Genomic DNA, 17,064 nt, shown 5'->3' with positions numbered 1-17,064 from the left:
CTCAGGGCACGTGCACCTCGTCGCCCACGCGGATGACTCCCGCCGGCGCGTTCTCGTCGCCCACGCGGATGACTCCCGCCGGCGCGTTCTCGTCGCTCGGCGGGGTGACCGGCAGGAACAGGCGTCCGAGCGTCGGCTCGTCCTGTCCGAGCGCACCGGTGAGGGTCGTGAGCACCTTGACGTCGCGTTCGCCGGTGTCGGGGTTCGCGTGGGTCGCGAGGCAGCGCACGATCGGTCCCTCCGTGGTCAGCGTGACGTCGCCGATCCGCACCTCGCCGTCCCAGTCCAGCTCGGCCCACGCATCGACCCCGTCGATGACGATGTTCGAGCGGAAGCGTCGATCGTCGATCCCCGTTCCCACCGCCTCGCCCAATGCCTCCGCGCTGCCGCGGCTGTGCAGAGAAACGTAGCCTCGGGCTCGGTCCTGGAAGCGCGAGGTCTCGCCGTCACCGACCAGCACGAGGGGGAGTCGCCCGGGACGCTCGAGGCGTCGACCCTCCCGCGTCGCGCGCACGAACGCGGTGACGGCATCCGTCAGCTCTGCGCGTCCGTCGCCGTCGAGACCCGCCTCCGCGAGCACCGCGCCGTCGTGCTCGATCCGCACTCGTGCACGGGCGTCGTCGTAGTGCGTGCGCAGGGCGGCCAGCGCCGGGAAATCCTGCAGGGCGAGACCCTTCGCCTTCGGCCAGTGCTCGAGGCCGTCGCGCTCTTCCGGTGTCGCGGCATCCGCGAAACGGAACGCGAGCACGCGATCTCCCGCGACCCGTCCGTCGGCCTGAACGGTCAGGGACCCGACCGACTCCGGAGTGAAGCCCTTGATCGGGTGACGGTAGAGAGCGACGACATGGGGCATGCGTCGATCCTCGCAGATCGTGTCACCCGGGTACGACGAAACCCCCGTAGGTCATACGGGGGAGAAGTCGAACAGAGGGGCGGTCAGGCCTTCTCTAGTTCGTCCTCGTCTTCGTCGGCGTAGTCATCTGCCCACTTGTCGACGTAGGCATCTTCGTCGGTCGGGTGAGCCAGCTCGCGCTCGAGCGCGGAGTAGTTCACCGACGGACTGTACGCCTTGAGTTCGCGGGCGATCTTTGTGTGTTTCGCCTTCTGACGGCCACGGCCCATGCGCGAGACCCCCTCACGAGTTAAGCGGCGGGTGGTCAGGTCCCGCGGCATTCACGACACCGGTTCGAAGCCGGTAAGAGTAGCATTCAGAATAGCACGCGGGTCAGACCCCCTGGCCTCAGCCGGGCTGGTGAACGGAGCGATCTCATGGCCGACCACACCTCGACGCCTTCCGACGAAGCGGCGCAGAACCAGGCTCTGCAGAAGGCCGTGATCGTCGGAGTGCAGCCGCACCAGGACGGCCGCGTGGTCGACGAAGCCGTGCGCTACGCCCGACTGCTCGGCGTGCCCCTCGTGGTCGCCCACGTCGACGTGACGCGTTTCGTCACCTATGAGGACCCCGACGGCTACGTGCACTCGGCCCCCATCGACATCAACTTCGACGCCGGTGCGGCCGAATTCGAAGCCGTGCAGGCGGCGGTCGCCCCGGCCCTCGACGCCTCGGGCATCACCTGGACCGCCCGTCAGCTCGTCGGCGACCCGGCGCTCGCGATCAAGCAGCTGGCGCACAAGCTCGACGCGCAGCTGATCGTGATCGGCACCCGCAAGCGGGGCATCGGCGAGAGCATCCGAGAATTCTTCACCGGATCGGTCGCCGCTCGCCTGGCGCACCGTCAGCACCGGTCGATCCTCGTCGTGCCGCTCGGCGACCTCGTGCCCGACTCCCAGAAGGAGATCTGGCCGGAGGCGGCGGAGTAGGTCTCCGGCACTGGATCGGCGTTCCGGTCGCACGAGCGGTCGTTATGAGCGCTTATGCCGACCGTTCGCGCGACCGGAGCGTCTCAGCCGACCCAGCTCGGGTCGTCGAACAGCCGCTGGAGGTCATCGACGAGGCGGCCGGTGTGGAAGCCGTCCGCTGCCGCGTGGTGGATCTGGATCGCGAGGGGCTGGATCACTTGGCCCGCGCGCTCGACGTAGCGGCCGAGGGTGAAGATCGGCGGGAGATGCGTCCCGGCATCCTTGATCTGCAGTGAGAACGCGGTGAACGTCGTCCACGGCAGGCTCGAGACGTCGAAGGTGTTGGGCGGCGTATCGGACTGCGGGAACATCTCCGTCGCCGAGCGGTGCGTGCTCAGGAGGTCGACGGCGTGCTCGTGGAAGGTCGCGAAGTCGGGATCGTACGGCGTCCACACGCTCGCGAACGTCTCGCGTTCGGGGTTGAACACGGTGAACGCAGGGTGCACGACGTCCCAGATGCCGGGTGCGCCGTCGGCGGTCAGGCCCATCCGGAACTGCTCGTGGCGGTTGACCGCATCAGCAAGGGCCCAGATCTGTGTCGGATATGTCTTGCGCGCGGCGTTGCGGATCGCCGCCGTGAGCCGCGTCGCATCGAGCTCGACCGTGACGGCATACGTGCACGGGACGTCGGTCGAGTAGTGCCGGAAGTGCTCGGCGCGCGGCCACGAATCGACATCGATCGGACGGAGAGTGCTCATGCCGTCATCCTCTCATCGGCGCGTTGTGCCTGGAGTGATCGGGAGTGAGCCGTGGCGCCGCCTACGTGTGAACCACAGTCCTGGGTGATGTCTCTCCGACTCGGAACGTCGGGTTTCTACGCCGGCGAGGTACTCGTTCGTGGGTTCGGCTTCCGGTGGGTCATCGCGGACCCCCCGAGTTCGAACTGCCGGAGGTGATGCAGTACGCCATCGTGGCGCCGCACCGCGACGGGGCCACGAGCTTCATCATTACCAAGGCGTTCAAGCGCGTCGAGAACGGCGACGAGGACAGCCTCGCGTTCTTCGGGGAAGCGCTGCTGGCAGGCGGCTGGAGGCGCTGCGCGAAGCCATCGCCAGTTCGGGATCCGCGGAGCTCTCTTCCGTCACGCCACTGCCTCGCCGCCCAAGGTCAGTGGGGCAGCGGCGTGCATAACTCCTCAGAACCGAGGTCGAATCCGGCCGATTCCGACCGTTCGAGGAGGGAACGGCGAGTTTCTCCGGAGTTATGAACGGGGAGACGGGGCGGGGCGCTTCGACAGGCTCAGCGACCCAGCGCTGAGCCTGTCGACCTGGTAGGCGGCCTAGCGGGTCGTCGAGATGCCGACCGTGACCGCGCGGGCGGCGGCGTCGAGGGCGTTCTCGAGATCGGTCACCACGTTCGCGGGGAGCGCGCCGCCCTGCGCCACGTGCGTGCGCAGATCGGTGCGGATGCGTGCACGGAACGCGTTGATCACGGCATCCGCCCGGTGCATCTCCTCGCGGCTCGTCACCCGGGTGTCATCGGATGCCGAGCGCGGGCGGCTCTTCGCCGACTGGCGTTCGTCGTGCGCAGCGGAGGCGAGGTCGGCCCGGAGGGTCTTCATCGCGTCCTGCACGCTCTGACGCACCTCGTTCGCGATGAGGCGCACCGAGTCGGCGAGCCCGGACTCGATCCCGGCCAGGTCGTTCTCTCGGGAGGCGAGTTCGGCGCGTCCCTCGTCGGTGATCGCGTAGATCGTGGTGCGCCCGTCGACCGTCTTCGTGACGAGCCCCTCTTCCTCGAGCTTCGCGAGGCGCGGGTAGATGGTGCCGGCGCTCGGGGTGTAGGTGCCGCCGGTGCGATCGGTGAGCGCCTGGATGATGCCGTAGCCGTGCTGCGGTGACTCGGCGAGCAGCGACAGCAGGTACAGGCGCAGGTCGCCGTGCGAGAAGACGGCGGGGGTCATGCCTCTTCCTCCCATTCCGCGTCGTTCGTGATCGACTCGGGGGTGCGGCGCAGAACCGTGACGCCGCCCGAGACGGAGTTCACCCGCAGGTCGACGAAGCGCCCGGCGAGTTCGCCCTTGGTGCCGGTGTAGTTGCTCGGCCCCGAGGAGCTGCGCTCGATGCCGTCGATGAGCAGGCGTCCGCTGAGCGAACGGATGACGTAGTTCGCGGCGAGCGACTCGTCGAGGCGCACCGTGGTGCCTCCCGAGACCGAGTTCACCGAGATGGTGTTCACATCACCGGCGGCGTCGACGGTCGTCGAGCCCGAGACGATGTCGACGGTCGCCTTGCGCACGACACCGGTGACGGCCACGTCGCCCGACACGCTGTTCGCGTTGATCGAGCCGGTGAGACCGCGCACCTGCACGTCGCCCGAGACGGTGTTGACGGTGAGGTCGCCGATCAGGGTGTCGACGATGAGGTCGCCCGAGACGGTGCTGAGGCGAGCATCGTTGCGGATGCCGGAGACGAGGGCGCCGGCGCTGACGACGCCGAGGTTCAGCGCGATCGAGCGGGGCACGGCCACGCTCACCTCGGCGCGAGGCCCCCCGCTGCCGAAGTTGCGGAACACCTCGAGGAAGTTGTCCCAGCCGAGCTGCGGGTGGTCGATCTCGACCTCGCCGTCGTGGGATTCGATGCGGAGGTCCTTGGTGGTGACGCCGTGGACCTCGATGCGGATGCCGGGTTCGTCGTGTGCGATCACGTCGACCTGTCCGCCGACGAGGCCGACCTTGAGGCGCGTCACGGATTCGATGTCGATGACGCGTTCTTCGCCGGGGGCGATGAGCCACTTCTCGGTCATGTCTGCTTCTCCTGGTTCGAGGATCGAGATATATCGTGTTCGAGAAACATAACACGATATATCTCGACATTGTCAAGAGGTTGGGAAACTCTCGGGTTAGCGGGCCGCTTGACATTGACGCGACGTCAACTTCTACGGTGGAGACATCCACACGGAAGGAGAAGCGCATGAGCAGTCGGGACTGGTCGATCCAGGAGATCGCCCGCCTCGCCGGCACGACCAGCAGAGCCCTGCGTCACTACGACGACATCGGACTGCTGGCGCCGACGCGCATCGCGGCGAACGGCTACCGCCACTACGACGAGACCGCCCTCGTGCGCCTCCAGCGCATCCTGCTGCTGCGCGAGCTCGGACTCGGGCTGCCGCAGATCGCGGAGGTGCTGGCTCGCCAGCGCGCCGAGGCATCCGCTCTCGAAACTCACCTCGCGCTGCTGCGCGAGGAGCAGACCCGACTGGCGCGACAGATCGCGTCGGTCGAATCCACCATCGACGCTCTGAGAGGAGGTGAAGAACTCATGGCAGAGAACATGTTCGACGGCTTCGACCACACGCAGTACAAGGACGAGGTCGAGCAGCGCTGGGGCGCGAAGGCCTACGGCGACGGCGACCGCTGGTGGCGGAGCATGACGGATGCCGAGCGCACCGACTGGAAGCAGAGGGTCGCCGACCTCGGTCGAGACTGGATCGCCGCCGCCGAGAGCGGCATCGACCCGGCATCCGATGAGGCGCAGGCTCTCGCCCGCCGCCACGTCGAGTGGCTGATGCAAGTGCCTGGGACGCCGGCATCCGCCCCCGACGGTGACGTCCGCGCATACGTGCTCGGACTCGGCGAGATGTACGTCGCCGACCCGCGCTTCGGCGCGAACTACGCCACCTCGTCGGGTGGCACCCACGGCGCGGAGTTCGTCCGCGACGCGCTCCGCGTGCACGCGGAGGCGAATCTGTAGGCCGCCCTCGGTCTCGCTCCGCTCGCTCAGGGACCGGTTTCACCAGCCGGTCCCTGACCGAGGAGCGAAGCGACGAGATGAGATGAGATCAGTCAAAGGGCCGCCCCACGGCATCCGTTCGGGAGGATTTCTCGCGTTCGGCAGGATCGAAACGGCGGATGCCTCCTGCGGAGGGTGAGTTCTCCTCCGCTGCTGCGCGCGGGGGCCCTTCGTCTCGCTGCGCTCGCTCAGAAACCGGGAGGGTGCCGTACCCACAGGGGTGTTTCGCGCGCAAGGGGTGGCTCGGCGGAGGGGGCGCGGGCGTAAGGTCGGGGCATGACGTGGAGGCGAAGGCGGCGGCGGAGCACGGCCGCACCGCTGTTCGTCGTCGCGGCATCCGCTTACGGGGCCAATGCCGCGCTCGGCACCGCCGTGGCCGCGAAGGTCATCGACACGCGGAACTTCCGGTGGGTGCACCACGCCCTCTACATCGCGACGTGCGTCACCACCGGCGGAGCCATCGCCGCCGGTCTGTGGGCGCGCCCGCGCCGCGCGAGCCGTCGCGCCGCCCTCGCCCTGCTCCCCGCTGCCGCGCCGCTCGCGGCGATCCCCTACCTCGGCACGCACAGCGCACGGCATCCGCTCGTCGCGCTGGCCGCCGCCCCCTTCATCGTCGCGGGCGTCGTGTGCTCGCGCGTGCCGTCCGCCGACCGGAAGTGACCCCATGGAACTGCTCGACGCCATCCGCCGCCGCAAGACCACCAACGGCGGATTCCTGCCCGATCCGGTGAGCGAGGAGCACCAGCGCATCCTGCTCGAGGCCGCCGGGCGTGCGCCCTCGCAGCTGAACAGCCAGCCGTGGCGGTTCGTCGTGATCGAGAACCCCGACACGATCGCGCAGATCTCGCGCATCTCGGGCGAGAGCATGACCGAGGCGATGTCGAACGGCACGTTCTTCGAGCGCTACAAGCCGTACTTCCGTTTCAGCCAGGCCGAGATGGACGAGAAGCGCAGCGGGATGCTGTTCGACAAGCTGCCCGCGGCGCTGCGCCCCTTCACGAGCCAGGTGTTCACCAAGCGCGGGCAGAAACTCATGAACACGTTCGGCGTTCCGAAGACGCTGGGCGAGGAGAACCGCAAGCTCGTCGCCGGGTCGCCGCTGCTGCTGGGCGTGATGCTCGACCGCAGCGAGTACCGACCCGGGCAGCTCTCGTCGTTCTACTCGGTGTTCAGCATGGGCGCCGCGATGGAGAACATCTGGCTCACGACGGTCGAGCTGGGGATGGGTATCCAGTTCATCTCGTTCCCGATGGAGGTTCCGGGGCGGTGGGACGAGATCGTGCGGCTGCTGCGCGTGCCCGACGAGCTCGAGCTCATGGCCGTGTACCGGCTCGGCTACCTGCCGCCTGAGCAGCGCCGCCCGGCGATCGACTGGTCGAGCAGTCAGCGAAAGCTCGCCTCGCAGTACGTCTTCCGCGAGGACTGCGAGACGCCGCAACAGGGGTGGGATGCCGCGCCCCCGCACGCGGACTGATTCCACCCGCTGAGGGGTCAAGACACGCCGCTCCCGCGGCATCCGATGCGGCGTGTCTTGACCCCTCAGCGGATGCAGGGGGCGCGTCAGCGCCGGCCGGTGCGGGGGAGCTCGCGGAGGTCCTTCAGCGCCGGGCCCTCGATGCGCGTGCCGTCGGCGGCGAAGCGCGAGGCGTGCAGCGGGCAGTCCCACGTGCACTCGGCGTCGTTCCAGGCGAGCACTCCGCCCAGATGCGTGCAGACGGCGTCGACCGCGCGCGTGACGCCGTCGACGGTCGAGACGCCGACTGGGAGACCGGCGCGGTTCGCGATGACGCCCTCGCCCTCGGCGGGGCGCGGTACCGGCACGGGATGGGTCTCGGCATCCGTCCATCCCTTCACCGCCTCCTTGCCGACCTCGAGGCCCTCCTGCGCGCCCTGGGCGAGATCGGCGGGAACCGTCATACGCGTGGCGATCGTCGTCATCCAGTGCGGTCGCTCGCGCCACGGCGTGCCGAGGATCTCGGACGACAGGCGGATCGCCGCTGCCGGGCCGTTCGACAGCCCCCACTTCGCGTAGCCGGTCGCGAAGCGGATGCGGCCGAGGCCACGCGGCATCGCGCCGACGAAGGGGATCTGGTTGTGCGATTGGTAGTCCTGCGCCGACCAGCGGTGCGTCTCTTCGGCGCCGGGGAAGTGCTCCTGCGTCCACCGCACGAGGTCTTCGACCGCCGCCTCTTCGCTGTCGGATCGTCCGACCGGATGCCCGTTCCCGCCCACCACGAGCTGGGCGATCCCGCCCGGGCCGTCGGCATCCGCCACCGGACGGATCGATCGGCTGGGCGAGTCCACCGAGAGGAACGTCTCGGCGGGCACCTCGCCCGGCACGCGGAACGAGACGCAGTACGACCGCATGCCGTTCGTCTTCGTGAAATACAGCCCGCGGTCGAGGATGGCGCTGCCGGTCGCCAGCACGACGTCCTTGGCGAAGATGGGTCCGGCGGCGGTCTTCACGTGCGTCTCGGGGATCACCCGCACCCCGGTGGCGCGGATGCCGGTGTGCAGCGTGCCGCCCGCGGCGAGGAAGACGCGGGCCAGAGCATCCGCGACCTCGACGGGATCGATCGTCACCTGATCGTCGAGAGCCACCGCCCCGGCGATGGCGAACGGAAGCGCGCCGAGGTCGCCGGCCGCGAGCATCCGCGTCGGCAGGCCTGCTTCCTGCGCGGCGGCGTGCTGCGCCTCGAGGGTCTCGAGTCCGCTGCGGCCCTGGGCGTACGAGTGGTCGGTGCGACGGAGGTACGAGACGTCGGCGCCGTCGGCGAAGGCGGTGAGCCAGTCCATCCCCGCGCGGTTCGACTCGACGTACGCGCGCACGAGCGCGGCCGGATGGTGCTCGCGGATCTCGGCCAGGCGCTTCCCCTGCAGGAGGGAGAGCTTGCCGGTGTTGCCGCCGGTCGCGAGCTCGGCGACATCGCCCGATTCGATGACGGCGACGTCGAGCCCGGCGCGGCTGAGCATCACGGCGGTCGAGAGACCCGTGATCCCGGCGCCGACGATCACCACGTCGTGACGCGCGCCCGGCTCGAAGGGAGTGCCGAGGGGAGCGGGGGCGTCGGACTTCCACAGGGGCTTCATGCGGGCCAGTCAACGCGGCCCGCACCGCACCGCCCACGCCCTTGACAAGTGCTCGGCGCGCCCTCGCGAGGAGTAGCGTGATGCCGTGACCCTCCGCCGCCTGCTCCTCGTGCTGGCCGGCGGCACGATCGGTACGGCGGCACGGTTGGCCCTGATGCTGCTGATCCCCGATCACGGCGGATTCCCCTTCGCGATCCTCATCGCGAACATCGTCGGGGCGTTCCTCATCGGCGTCGTCGCGGCGCGGTTGCCCGCGTCGAGGGATCTGCGCGTGTTCCTCGCCACCGGCATCCTGGGTGGTTTCACGACGTACAGCACCTTGATGACGGGCACGCTGGCACTCTGGGCGGATGCTTCGCTCGTGGGTGCCGCGTACGCCGTGGGGTCGCTCGTGTTCGGCCTCGTCGCCGCGGCGGCCGGGCTGCGCATCGGCCGTCCCCGACGTGATGCGGGAGTGCGTGATGCGGGAGCCCCGTCGTGAGCCCGCTGCTGTTCGTCGCGGCTGCGCTCGCGGGAGGTGTGGGCAGCGTGCTGCGGTACGTCGTCGATCAGGGCGTCGCCCGCTTCGCGGGCCGTCGGTACCCGTGGGGCATCCTGCTCATCAACCTCACCGGCTCGTTCGCGCTCGGGCTCGTGACGACGGCGCTTCCGGAGCAGCTCTTCCTCATCGGGGCCGGGTTGATCGGCGGCTACACGACCTTCAGTACGGCGATGCTCGACACCGTCGCACTGCAGCGGGGCGGCGCACGTCGGGCGGCGGCCTTCAACGCGGTCGGGATGCTCGTGCTGGGGCTCCTCGCCGCCGGCGCGGGGCTCGCGCTGGGCGCGGCGCTGCGGTAGACGGCATCCGCTCCCAGGTTCCTCCCACCCCAAAAATGTACAAATGTACATGTACGGACGTACGGGAGGACTCCGATGGTGACGAAAGCGCGGCGCAGACGCGACCCTGAAGCGCGCCGCCGCGAGATCGTCGAAGCGGCCGCCGAGCTGATCGTCGAGATCGGCGTCGACGCCCTCACCCACCGCAAGGTCGCCGCCCGGGCGTGCGTTCCGCTCGGAGCGACGACCCAGTACTTCGACACCCTCGACGACCTGCGCGATGCCGCGCTCGGCTTCCTCGTGCGCGAGATCGAATTGCGCATCGAGGCCACCCGTCAGGCCGTCGAATCGGTCGGTGTGACGCCCGAGGCGCTGGCCAGACTCATCACCGAGAGCCTCGCCGACGCCCGCGCCCTCGAGACCGATCGGGCCGTCGTGACCGCCGCCGTGCACGATCCGCGCGTGCGCGAACTGGCTCGGCGCTGGTCCGACCAGGTCGTCGAATTCATCGCCCCCGTTCACGGACTGGACAGGGCCAAGGCCGCAGCCGTCTTCATCGACGGCGTACTCTGGCACGCCCAGATCAGCGACGACCCCCTCGAGGAGCGCCTCATCCGAGACGGCCTCGCCGGGATACTCACCCCGGGCAGCACCGCACCCGCAGCATCCGCACCCGCAGCACCTTCCCTCGCACCCGCACAGACAGCACCCTGAGGAACAACCTTGTCGAAACTCGCCGTCCTGAGCCTCAAGAACCGCGCGCTCATCGCACTGATCACGATCGTCGCCGCGGTCTTCGGTGGGCTCGCGCTCACGAACCTCAAGCAGGAACTCATCCCCTCGCTCGAGCTGCCCGCGCTCGTCGTGATGACCACCTACCCCGGCGCCTCGCCGGAGGTCGTCGAGAACGACGTCTCGACGCCGATCGAGGCGGCGATCCAGGGCGTGCCCGACCTCGAGTCGACCACCGCCACGAGCACCACCAACGCCTCGATCATCCAGGCGAGCTTCACGTACGGCACGAACCTCGCGACCGCCGAGCAGAAGATGCAGCAGGCGATCAACCGCATCTCGTCGACGCTGCCCGAAGACATCGACCCGCAGGTGCTCGCGATCTCGATCAACGACCTCCCGGTGATCCAGGTCGCCGTGTCGGGCTTCGACGACGCCGACAACGCGCAAGCCGAGCTCGAGACCGTCGCGATCCCCGAGCTCGAAGACGTCGATGGCGTGAACGCCGCCGAGATCGTCGGCGGGGTCGGCCAGCGCATCACCATCACCCCGGACGTCGCGGCGCTCGCCGCCGCAGGTCAGAGCACCCAGGCGATCAGCGACGCGCTCGAACAGAACGGCACGCTGTTCCCCGGCGGTGACATCACCGAGAACGGCGAGACGCTCACCGTGCAGACCGGCGCGAAGATCGCCTCGGTCGACGAGATCGCCGCTCTGCCGCTCGTCGGCACCGACCTCACCGTCGGCGACGTCGCGACCGTCGTCCAGGAGTCCGACCCGGTCAGCTCGATCTCGCGCGTCGACGGCCAGGATGCGCTGTCGATCTCGATCACGAAGCTCCCCGCCGCGAACACCGTCGAGGTGTCGGCCGGGGTCATCGCCGCGCTCGACGAGATCGGCGAGGCGTTCCCCGACGCCACGTTCACCGTGATCTTCGACCAGGCGCCGTTCATCGAGCAGTCCATCGAGACGCTCGCGGTCGAGGGCCTGCTCGGACTCGTGATGGCCGTGCTCGTCATCCTGCTGTTCCTGATGTCGGTGCGCTCGACGCTCGTCACCGCGATCTCGATCCCGACCTCGGTGCTCGTCACCTTCATCGGTCTGCAGGCCTTCGGGTACTCGCTGAACATCCTCACCCTGGGCGCGCTCACGATCGCGATCGGCCGCGTGGTCGACGACTCCATCGTGGTGATCGAGAACATCAAGAGGCACTACGTCGGCGACGCCGACAAGGGCGATGCGATTCGGCTCGCGGTGCGCGAGGTCGCGATGGCGATCACGGCATCCACCATCACCACGGTCGCCGTCTTCCTGCCGATCGTGTTCGTCGGCGACATGGTCGGCGAGCTCTTCCGGCCGTTCGCGATGACCGTGTCGATCGCGATGATCGCGTCGCTCCTCGTCTCGCTGACGATCGTGCCGGTGCTCGCGTACTGGTTCCTCAAGCCCGGCAAGCCGCTGCTCGACGAGAACGGCGCAGCCATCGACCCCGAGCACCAGGATGCTCCGCCCACCCGCCTGCAGAAGGCGTACCGCCCGATCCTCGGCTGGACGCTCAAGCACTCGGGCGTCACCGTCGTGCTGGCCGTCGTCGTGCTCGGTGCGACCCTCGCCGCGGCCCCCTTCATGAAGCAGAACTTCCTCGGCGACTCCGGTCAGAACACCATGACGATCACGCAGGACCTCGGCCCGACGGCCAGCCTCGAGACCAAGTCCGATGCCGCGATCAAGGTCGAGGACGCACTCAGCGGCATCGACGGGATCGAGCACGTGCAGGCCTCGATCGGGTCGAGCGGCTCCTCGGTGCGCGACGCGTTCTCGGGCGGATCCTCGGGCGTGACCTACTCGGTGCTCACCGATGAGAGCGCCGACCAGGAGAAGCTGCGCGCCGATGTGCAGGACGCGATCGACGGTCTCTCCGACGTGGGCGACGTGTCGGTGGCCTCGTCGGCCGGGTTCGGCTCGAGCGACATCGAGATCACGGTCTCGGCCTCGAACGGCGACGACCTCTCCACGGCGACCACCGCCGTGATGGACGAGCTCGACGGGCGTGACGGCATCGATCAGGTGAGCGACAACCTCGCCGCCGCCCTGCCCTACATCGCCGTGGTCGTCGACCGTGAGGGCGCCGCCCAGCGCGGGCTCTCGGAGGTCGCCGTCGGAGCGATCGTGTCGAACACGATGCGCCCGCAGCAGCTCGGCTCGGTCGAGATCGACGACACCGCACTCACCGTGTACCTCGTCACCTCCGAGCCGCCGGCCACGGTCGAGGCGCTGCGCGAACTGACGATCCCGACGCCGCTCGGCCCGGTCGCGCTCAGCGACATCGCCACGGTCGAGCAGCGCAACGGCCCCACCTCGATCACCACCGAGCAGGGGCAGCGCACCGCCACGATCACCGTGCCCCCGGCATCCGACGATCTCGCGGTGGCGACGGCATCCGTCTCCGCTGCGCTCGCCGCGGTCGACCTGCCCGCGGGCGCGTCCGCCGAGATCGGTGGCGTCGCCTCGCAGCAGGCCGACTCGTTCTCGCAGCTGGGTCTGGCGATGCTCGCCGCGATCCTCATCGTCTACGTGGTGATGGTCGCGACCTTCAAGTCGCTGCGCCAGCCGCTGCTGCTGCTCGTGTCGGTGCCGTTCGCGGCCACCGGCGCGATCCTGCTGCAGATCGTCACGGGCGTGCCGCTCGGTGTCGCCTCGCTGATCGGTGTGCTGATGCTCATCGGCATCGTGGTGACGAATGCGATCGTGCTCGTCGACCTCGTCAACCAGTATCGGGAGAAGGGTCTGTCGACGGTCGCCGCCGTGCAGGCCGGATCGGAGAAGCGTCTGCGGCCGATCCTCATGACGGCGCTCGCGACGATCCTCGCCCTCACCCCGATGGCGCTCGGCATCACCGGGCACGGAGGGTTCATCTCGCAGCCGCTGGCGATCGTCGTGATCGGTGGACTCATCTCGTCGACCGTGCTCACGCTGATCGTGCTGCCGACGCTCTACAACCTCGTCGAGGGTGCGAAGGAGCGGCGCCAGGCCCGCAAGGGCGGGGGAGCGGATGCCGCGCCGACGGACTCCGCCCCGGATGCGCCGGAGGGTCCGGATGCGGGTTCGGCGGGGTCCGCGGTGGCGGTGGACGAGCTGGAGCTCACCGAGGCCGAGGTGTCGGTCGTTGCGCACGGAGCGACGCTCAGCCGCCGGGAACTGCGCGAGCGCCCCTGGCTGTCGCAGTGATGCGCTGTCCCTAACTCAGGACGAAAGGCCCCGAATCCACGCGAAAGCGTCGGATCCGGGGCCTTTCTGGTTGATCGTCCTGAGTTATTGCACGCGTCTGCCGGAGAGTCAGCCCAGCGAGATGCCCCAGTCGAGGGTCCAGGTCTCGCCCGGAGCGAGGCGACGGACGCCGAGGCCGCTGTTGAACGCGTCGGCGGGTGCGGTCATCGGTTCGATCGCGACGGCCAGATCGTGGCCGGGGTAGTTCGTCGCCGTGTAGACCTGCACGAAATCGAAACCCTCACCCTGCCAGAGCGTGAGGCGGCGGCCATCGGGCGCGGTCAGCGAGTGCCGCACGCGTCCGTCGGGGTCGCGCGCGAGATCGGTGAAACCGGTGTCGAGCTTCGCATCGCCCAGGCGGATGCCGTCGCGCAGGGCCGCCTCGACCGGACGGGTGCCGGTGGGCAGCATCCGCTCGTCGGTCTCGAAAGCGGTCGACGCCGGCACGCGCAGCACGAGGTCGTGCGCGTCGACATCGCCGATGGTCACGTACGGGTGGGTTCCGAGGGCGACGGGGGCCGCGGTTTCCGATCGGTTCGTGAGGGTGTGCGTCACCGCGACGCCGTCGTCGGTGAGGGCGTAGGTGACCGAGGTCTCGATGAGGTACGGGTAGCCGGTCTGCGGCACGATCGTCGCGCGCAGGGTCGCCGAGGCATCCGTCTGCTCGATCTCATAGGCGGTGAACCGCAGGTGTCCGTGGCTGGCGTTGCCGAACTTCGGCTCGGTGATCGCGAGCTGACGGTCGGTGCCGTCGTCGTTCCATCGGCCGTCGCGGATGCGGTTGGGCCAGGGTGCGAGAACGACGCCCGAGCACCCCGGAGTCGGCTGATCGAGCGGATACGGGGAGATCAGGTCGACGTCGCCGATGCGCAGCGCGCGCAGCGAGGCGCCGACCTGGGCGATCTGCGCGGTGACGTCGCCGCGACGGAGGGAGACCTGGATGCCGGTGGGATTCACCTCGCCATCGTATGGCCGCGGGGGAGTCTTTCAGGTGCGGCGGGTACACTGGGGAAGTCGGCTTCGGACACCCGCGCAGCGCGCGGACGTTTTACCTGTTTGAAGTGTGAGTCCAGGGGCCGATGGTGAGCGTCCATCGACGCGCATTCAACCATCACATGAATGGCCCCGGCCCTTGAGCGTCCGGCACCCCTGATCCACGGGTGCTTCTCCGCGTGCGCCGTGCTGTTCTCGTGCGAGAACGAAAGACACACATGCCGAAGAACAAGAAGCCCCAGGGCGGCCGAGCCGCTCGCAACTTCGAGCCGCGCTACGGCGCGAACAAGACCTCCTTCCACGACCGTCACCACGGCGCATCGTCGCGTGACGGCGGCCGCGACGAGCGCGGCGGACGATCGGATGCCGGCGACCGCCGCTCCGCTCCCGCCGCCGGTGGGTACGACCGTCGTCCCGGAAGCCGTAGCGCCGGCCACCGCGGATACCGTCCTGCCGAGGCCGAGTCGGGCGCCCCGAAGCAGCGCTGGGGTGCGCAGGAGCGCGCCGGTCGCGACGAGGCCCGCAGCATCCGCAACCGCGCCGAGTCGGGCCGCCGTGAGGCGCCGCACCGTCGCGACGAGCGTCCCCGTTTCGAGGGCGGCTCCGAGCGTCCCCGCTACAACGACCGCCCCTCGGCCGGCCGCCGCTTCGACGACCGTCCGCGTCGCGACGACCGTGGTGGCGCCGAGCGTCCGCGGTTCAACGATCGTGGTGCTGACCGTCCTCGTTTCGACCGTGACGAGCGTCCGCGTCGTGACGACCGTGGGGGTGCTGAGCGTCCCCGGTTCAACGACCGCGGTGCCGACCGCCCCCGGTTCGACCGTGACGAGCGTCCGCGTCGTGACGACCGTGGCGGTGCCGAGCGTCCCCGGTTCAACGACCGCGGTGCTGACCGTCCCCGGTTCAACGACCGCGGCAACGACCGTCCCCGGTTCGACCGTGACGAGCGTCCGCGTCGTGACGACCGTGGCGACGCAGAGCGCCCCCGGTACAACGACCGTGCGGCATCCGATCGCCCCGAGCGTTCGTACGATGCCGACCGTGCCCGCCGCGCCTTCGACCGCGACCGCACGCAGCGCTCCTACGACGCGCCGGGCGAGCGCAGCCGTCCCTCGACCGGTGGCGCGTACCGCACCGACCGCCCGCGCCGCGACGAGCGTCCGAGCCGTGACGCGCGCCCCGGCCGCAACGACTGGAACGCCAAGCCGAAGGCCGCCTTCGAGCCGACCGACGACGTCGTGCACGAGCGCCTCGAGGCGAAGTCCGTCGCGGCCGTCGAGGTCGACGGTGTGAGCTTCGGCGACCTGGGCCTCGGCTCGAACATCGTCGAGACCCTCGCGAACATGGGAGCGGCGACGCCGTTCCCGATCCAGGCGGCCAGCATCCCGGCCGTGCTCGGCGGGCGCGACGTGCTCGCCCGTGGACGCACCGGCTCCGGCAAGACCATCGCCTTCGGCGCCCCGCTCGTCGAGCGCGTGCTGCAGTCGCAGGCCGGCAAGCGTCGTGAGTTCGGTCGTTCGCCGCGCGCGATCATCCTCGCTCCGACCCGCGAGCTCGCCCTGCAGATCGACCGCACGATCCAGCCGATCGCCCGCAGCGTGGGTCTCTTCACCACCCAGATCTACGGCGGCGTGCCGCAGGGTCGCCAGGTGGGCGCGCTCAAGAAGGGCGTCGACATCGTGATCGGCACCCCCGGTCGCGTCGAGGACCTCATCAACCAGGGCAAGCTCGACCTCTCGGACTGCCGCATCGCGGTGCTCGACGAGGCCGACCACATGTGCGAGCTCGGATTCGTCGAGCCCGTGCAGCGCATCCTGCGTCACACCGCCGACGGCAGCCAGAAGCTGCTGTTCTCGGCGACGCTCGACCGCGAGGTCGCCGCTCTCGTCGACGAGTTCCTCGTCGACCCGGCCGTCTACGAGGTCGCGGGTGAAGACCAGGAGTCCAGCACGATCGAGCACCGCGTGCTCGTGATCGAGCACCGCGACAAGGCCGAGATCCTCACCTCGCTCGTCGACCGCGAGGGCAAGACGCTGGTCTTCGCCCGCACCCGCGCTTACGCCGACATGCTCGCGGAGCAGTTCGACGACGCCGGCATCCCTGCGGTCTCGCTGCACGGAGACCTGAACCAGGCCAAGCGCACGCGCAACCTCGAGCGTCTGACCTCGGGCCGGGTGAACGTGCTCGTCGCCACCGATGTCGCCGCCCGCGGCATCCACGTCGACGACATCGATCTCGTCGTGCAGGCCGACGCTCCCGACGAGTACAAGACGTACCTGCACCGTTCGGGCCGTACCGGCCGCGCCGGTCGTTCGGGCCGCGTCGTCACGCTCATCACGCGTCAGCGTCAGCGTCGTATGACCGAGCTGCTCGACCGGGCCGAGATCGACGCGCCGTTCGAGAACGCGCGCATCGACGACGACATCATCGACGAGATCACCGGTCGCACCCCCACGGCGGAGGCGCTCACCCGCTGAGCCGCGGGCGTGCGCCGCTGAGGTTCGCGCGGGGCCAAGTCTTGGCCGTGCGCGGCTGAGGTTCGTGCGCGGCTGAGGTTCGTGCGGGGTGAGGG

General features: G+C 69.5%; 16 protein-coding genes. 9 read left to right on the top strand and 7 right to left on the bottom strand.

What is annotated here, in order from left to right:
• Position 1 precedes the first annotated feature (1 nt).
• Both WFJ97_RS08075 and WFJ97_RS08070 read right to left on the bottom strand, forming a co-directional pair.
• Positions 2 to 853, bottom strand: coding sequence for an MOSC domain-containing protein (locus WFJ97_RS08075; protein ID WP_336641091.1), 852 nt, complete (start codon positions 851 to 853; stop codon positions 2 to 4).
• 83 nt (positions 854 to 936) lie between these two features.
• Positions 937 to 1,122: a DUF3073 domain-containing protein gene (locus tag WFJ97_RS08070; RefSeq protein WP_017204296.1), complete on the bottom strand. Its 186-nt coding sequence runs from the start codon at positions 1,120 to 1,122 to the stop codon at positions 937 to 939.
• Positions 1,123 to 1,269: 147 nt separating this feature from the next.
• Between WFJ97_RS08070 and WFJ97_RS08065 the strand changes: the two genes are divergently transcribed.
• Positions 1,270 to 1,821, top strand: a complete 552-nt coding sequence (locus tag WFJ97_RS08065) for a universal stress protein (protein ID WP_336641090.1) — start codon at positions 1,270 to 1,272, stop codon at positions 1,819 to 1,821.
• Between the two features lie 83 nt (positions 1,822 to 1,904).
• Here the strand turns inward: WFJ97_RS08065 and WFJ97_RS08060 are convergent, their stop codons facing one another.
• The 3 genes from WFJ97_RS08060 to WFJ97_RS08050 all read right to left on the bottom strand — a co-directional run bounded on the left by WFJ97_RS08060 (position 1,905) and on the right by WFJ97_RS08050 (position 4,605).
• On the bottom strand, positions 1,905 to 2,558 hold the full coding sequence (locus WFJ97_RS08060; RefSeq protein WP_336641089.1) for a CatA-like O-acetyltransferase: 654 nt from the start codon (positions 2,556 to 2,558) through the stop codon (positions 1,905 to 1,907).
• A gap of 581 nt (positions 2,559 to 3,139) precedes the next feature.
• On the bottom strand, positions 3,140 to 3,763 hold the full coding sequence (locus WFJ97_RS08055; RefSeq protein ID WP_247623608.1) for a PadR family transcriptional regulator: 624 nt from the start codon (positions 3,761 to 3,763) through the stop codon (positions 3,140 to 3,142).
• Entirely contained in the window at positions 3,760 to 4,605 is an 846-nt protein-coding gene (locus WFJ97_RS08050; protein ID WP_247623607.1) for a DUF4097 family beta strand repeat-containing protein, read from the bottom strand. Before WFJ97_RS08050 ends, WFJ97_RS08055 begins: the two co-directional genes overlap by 4 nt.
• 167 nt (positions 4,606 to 4,772) lie before the next feature.
• Between WFJ97_RS08050 and WFJ97_RS08045 the strand changes: the two genes are divergently transcribed.
• From WFJ97_RS08045 to WFJ97_RS08035, 3 genes are all read left to right on the top strand, one after another.
• Entirely contained in the window at positions 4,773 to 5,552 is a 780-nt protein-coding gene (locus tag WFJ97_RS08045; protein ID WP_336641088.1) for a MerR family transcriptional regulator, read from the top strand.
• Between the two features lie 315 nt (positions 5,553 to 5,867).
• A complete protein-coding gene (locus WFJ97_RS08040) occupies positions 5,868 to 6,251 on the top strand; it encodes a hypothetical protein (RefSeq protein ID WP_336641087.1) in 384 nt (127 codons plus the stop codon).
• A gap of 4 nt (positions 6,252 to 6,255) precedes the next feature.
• Positions 6,256 to 7,065 (top strand): nitroreductase family protein, encoded by an 810-nt coding sequence (locus WFJ97_RS08035; RefSeq protein ID WP_336641086.1) that lies wholly within the window; start codon positions 6,256 to 6,258, stop codon positions 7,063 to 7,065.
• Between the two features lie 86 nt (positions 7,066 to 7,151).
• Here the strand turns inward: WFJ97_RS08035 and WFJ97_RS08030 are convergent, their stop codons facing one another.
• A complete protein-coding gene (locus tag WFJ97_RS08030) occupies positions 7,152 to 8,681 on the bottom strand; it encodes an FAD-dependent oxidoreductase (RefSeq protein WP_336641085.1) in 1,530 nt (509 codons plus the stop codon).
• 85 nt (positions 8,682 to 8,766) lie between these two features.
• On the opposite strand from WFJ97_RS08030, the gene WFJ97_RS08025 reads away from it, so the two are divergent.
• The 4 genes from WFJ97_RS08025 (at position 8,767) to WFJ97_RS08010 (ending at position 13,460) form a co-directional block, all read left to right on the top strand.
• Positions 8,767 to 9,162, top strand: a complete 396-nt coding sequence (locus tag WFJ97_RS08025; protein ID WP_336641084.1) for a fluoride efflux transporter FluC — start codon at positions 8,767 to 8,769, stop codon at positions 9,160 to 9,162.
• Positions 9,159 to 9,521: a fluoride efflux transporter FluC gene (locus WFJ97_RS08020; protein ID WP_336641083.1), complete on the top strand. Its 363-nt coding sequence runs from the start codon at positions 9,159 to 9,161 to the stop codon at positions 9,519 to 9,521. Before WFJ97_RS08025 ends, WFJ97_RS08020 begins: the two co-directional genes overlap by 4 nt.
• Before the next feature lie 75 nt (positions 9,522 to 9,596).
• The gene (locus WFJ97_RS08015) at positions 9,597 to 10,214 is read left to right on the top strand and encodes a TetR/AcrR family transcriptional regulator (RefSeq protein ID WP_336641082.1); all 618 of its coding nucleotides are present in this window, start codon (positions 9,597 to 9,599) and stop codon (positions 10,212 to 10,214) included.
• Positions 10,215 to 10,223: 9 nt separating this feature from the next.
• A complete protein-coding gene (locus WFJ97_RS08010) occupies positions 10,224 to 13,460 on the top strand; it encodes an efflux RND transporter permease subunit (protein WP_336641081.1) in 3,237 nt (1,078 codons plus the stop codon).
• A 108-nt stretch (positions 13,461 to 13,568) separates the two neighbouring features.
• Here WFJ97_RS08010 and WFJ97_RS08005 read toward each other — a convergent pair whose 3' ends face one another.
• Entirely contained in the window at positions 13,569 to 14,456 is an 888-nt protein-coding gene (locus tag WFJ97_RS08005) for an aldose 1-epimerase family protein (RefSeq protein WP_336641080.1), read from the bottom strand.
• A 254-nt stretch (positions 14,457 to 14,710) separates the two neighbouring features.
• Between WFJ97_RS08005 and WFJ97_RS08000 the strand changes: the two genes are divergently transcribed.
• The gene (locus WFJ97_RS08000; RefSeq protein WP_336641079.1) at positions 14,711 to 16,969 is read left to right on the top strand and encodes a DEAD/DEAH box helicase; all 2,259 of its coding nucleotides are present in this window, start codon (positions 14,711 to 14,713) and stop codon (positions 16,967 to 16,969) included.
• The last annotated feature ends 95 nt before the right edge of the window (positions 16,970 to 17,064 follow it).

This window comes from Microbacterium sp. USHLN272 (genome assembly GCF_037149655.1).
Classification (GTDB): Bacteria; Actinomycetota; Actinomycetes; order Actinomycetales; family Microbacteriaceae; genus Microbacterium; species Microbacterium galbinum.
This window is presented reverse-complemented; position numbering and strand designations above follow the sequence as displayed.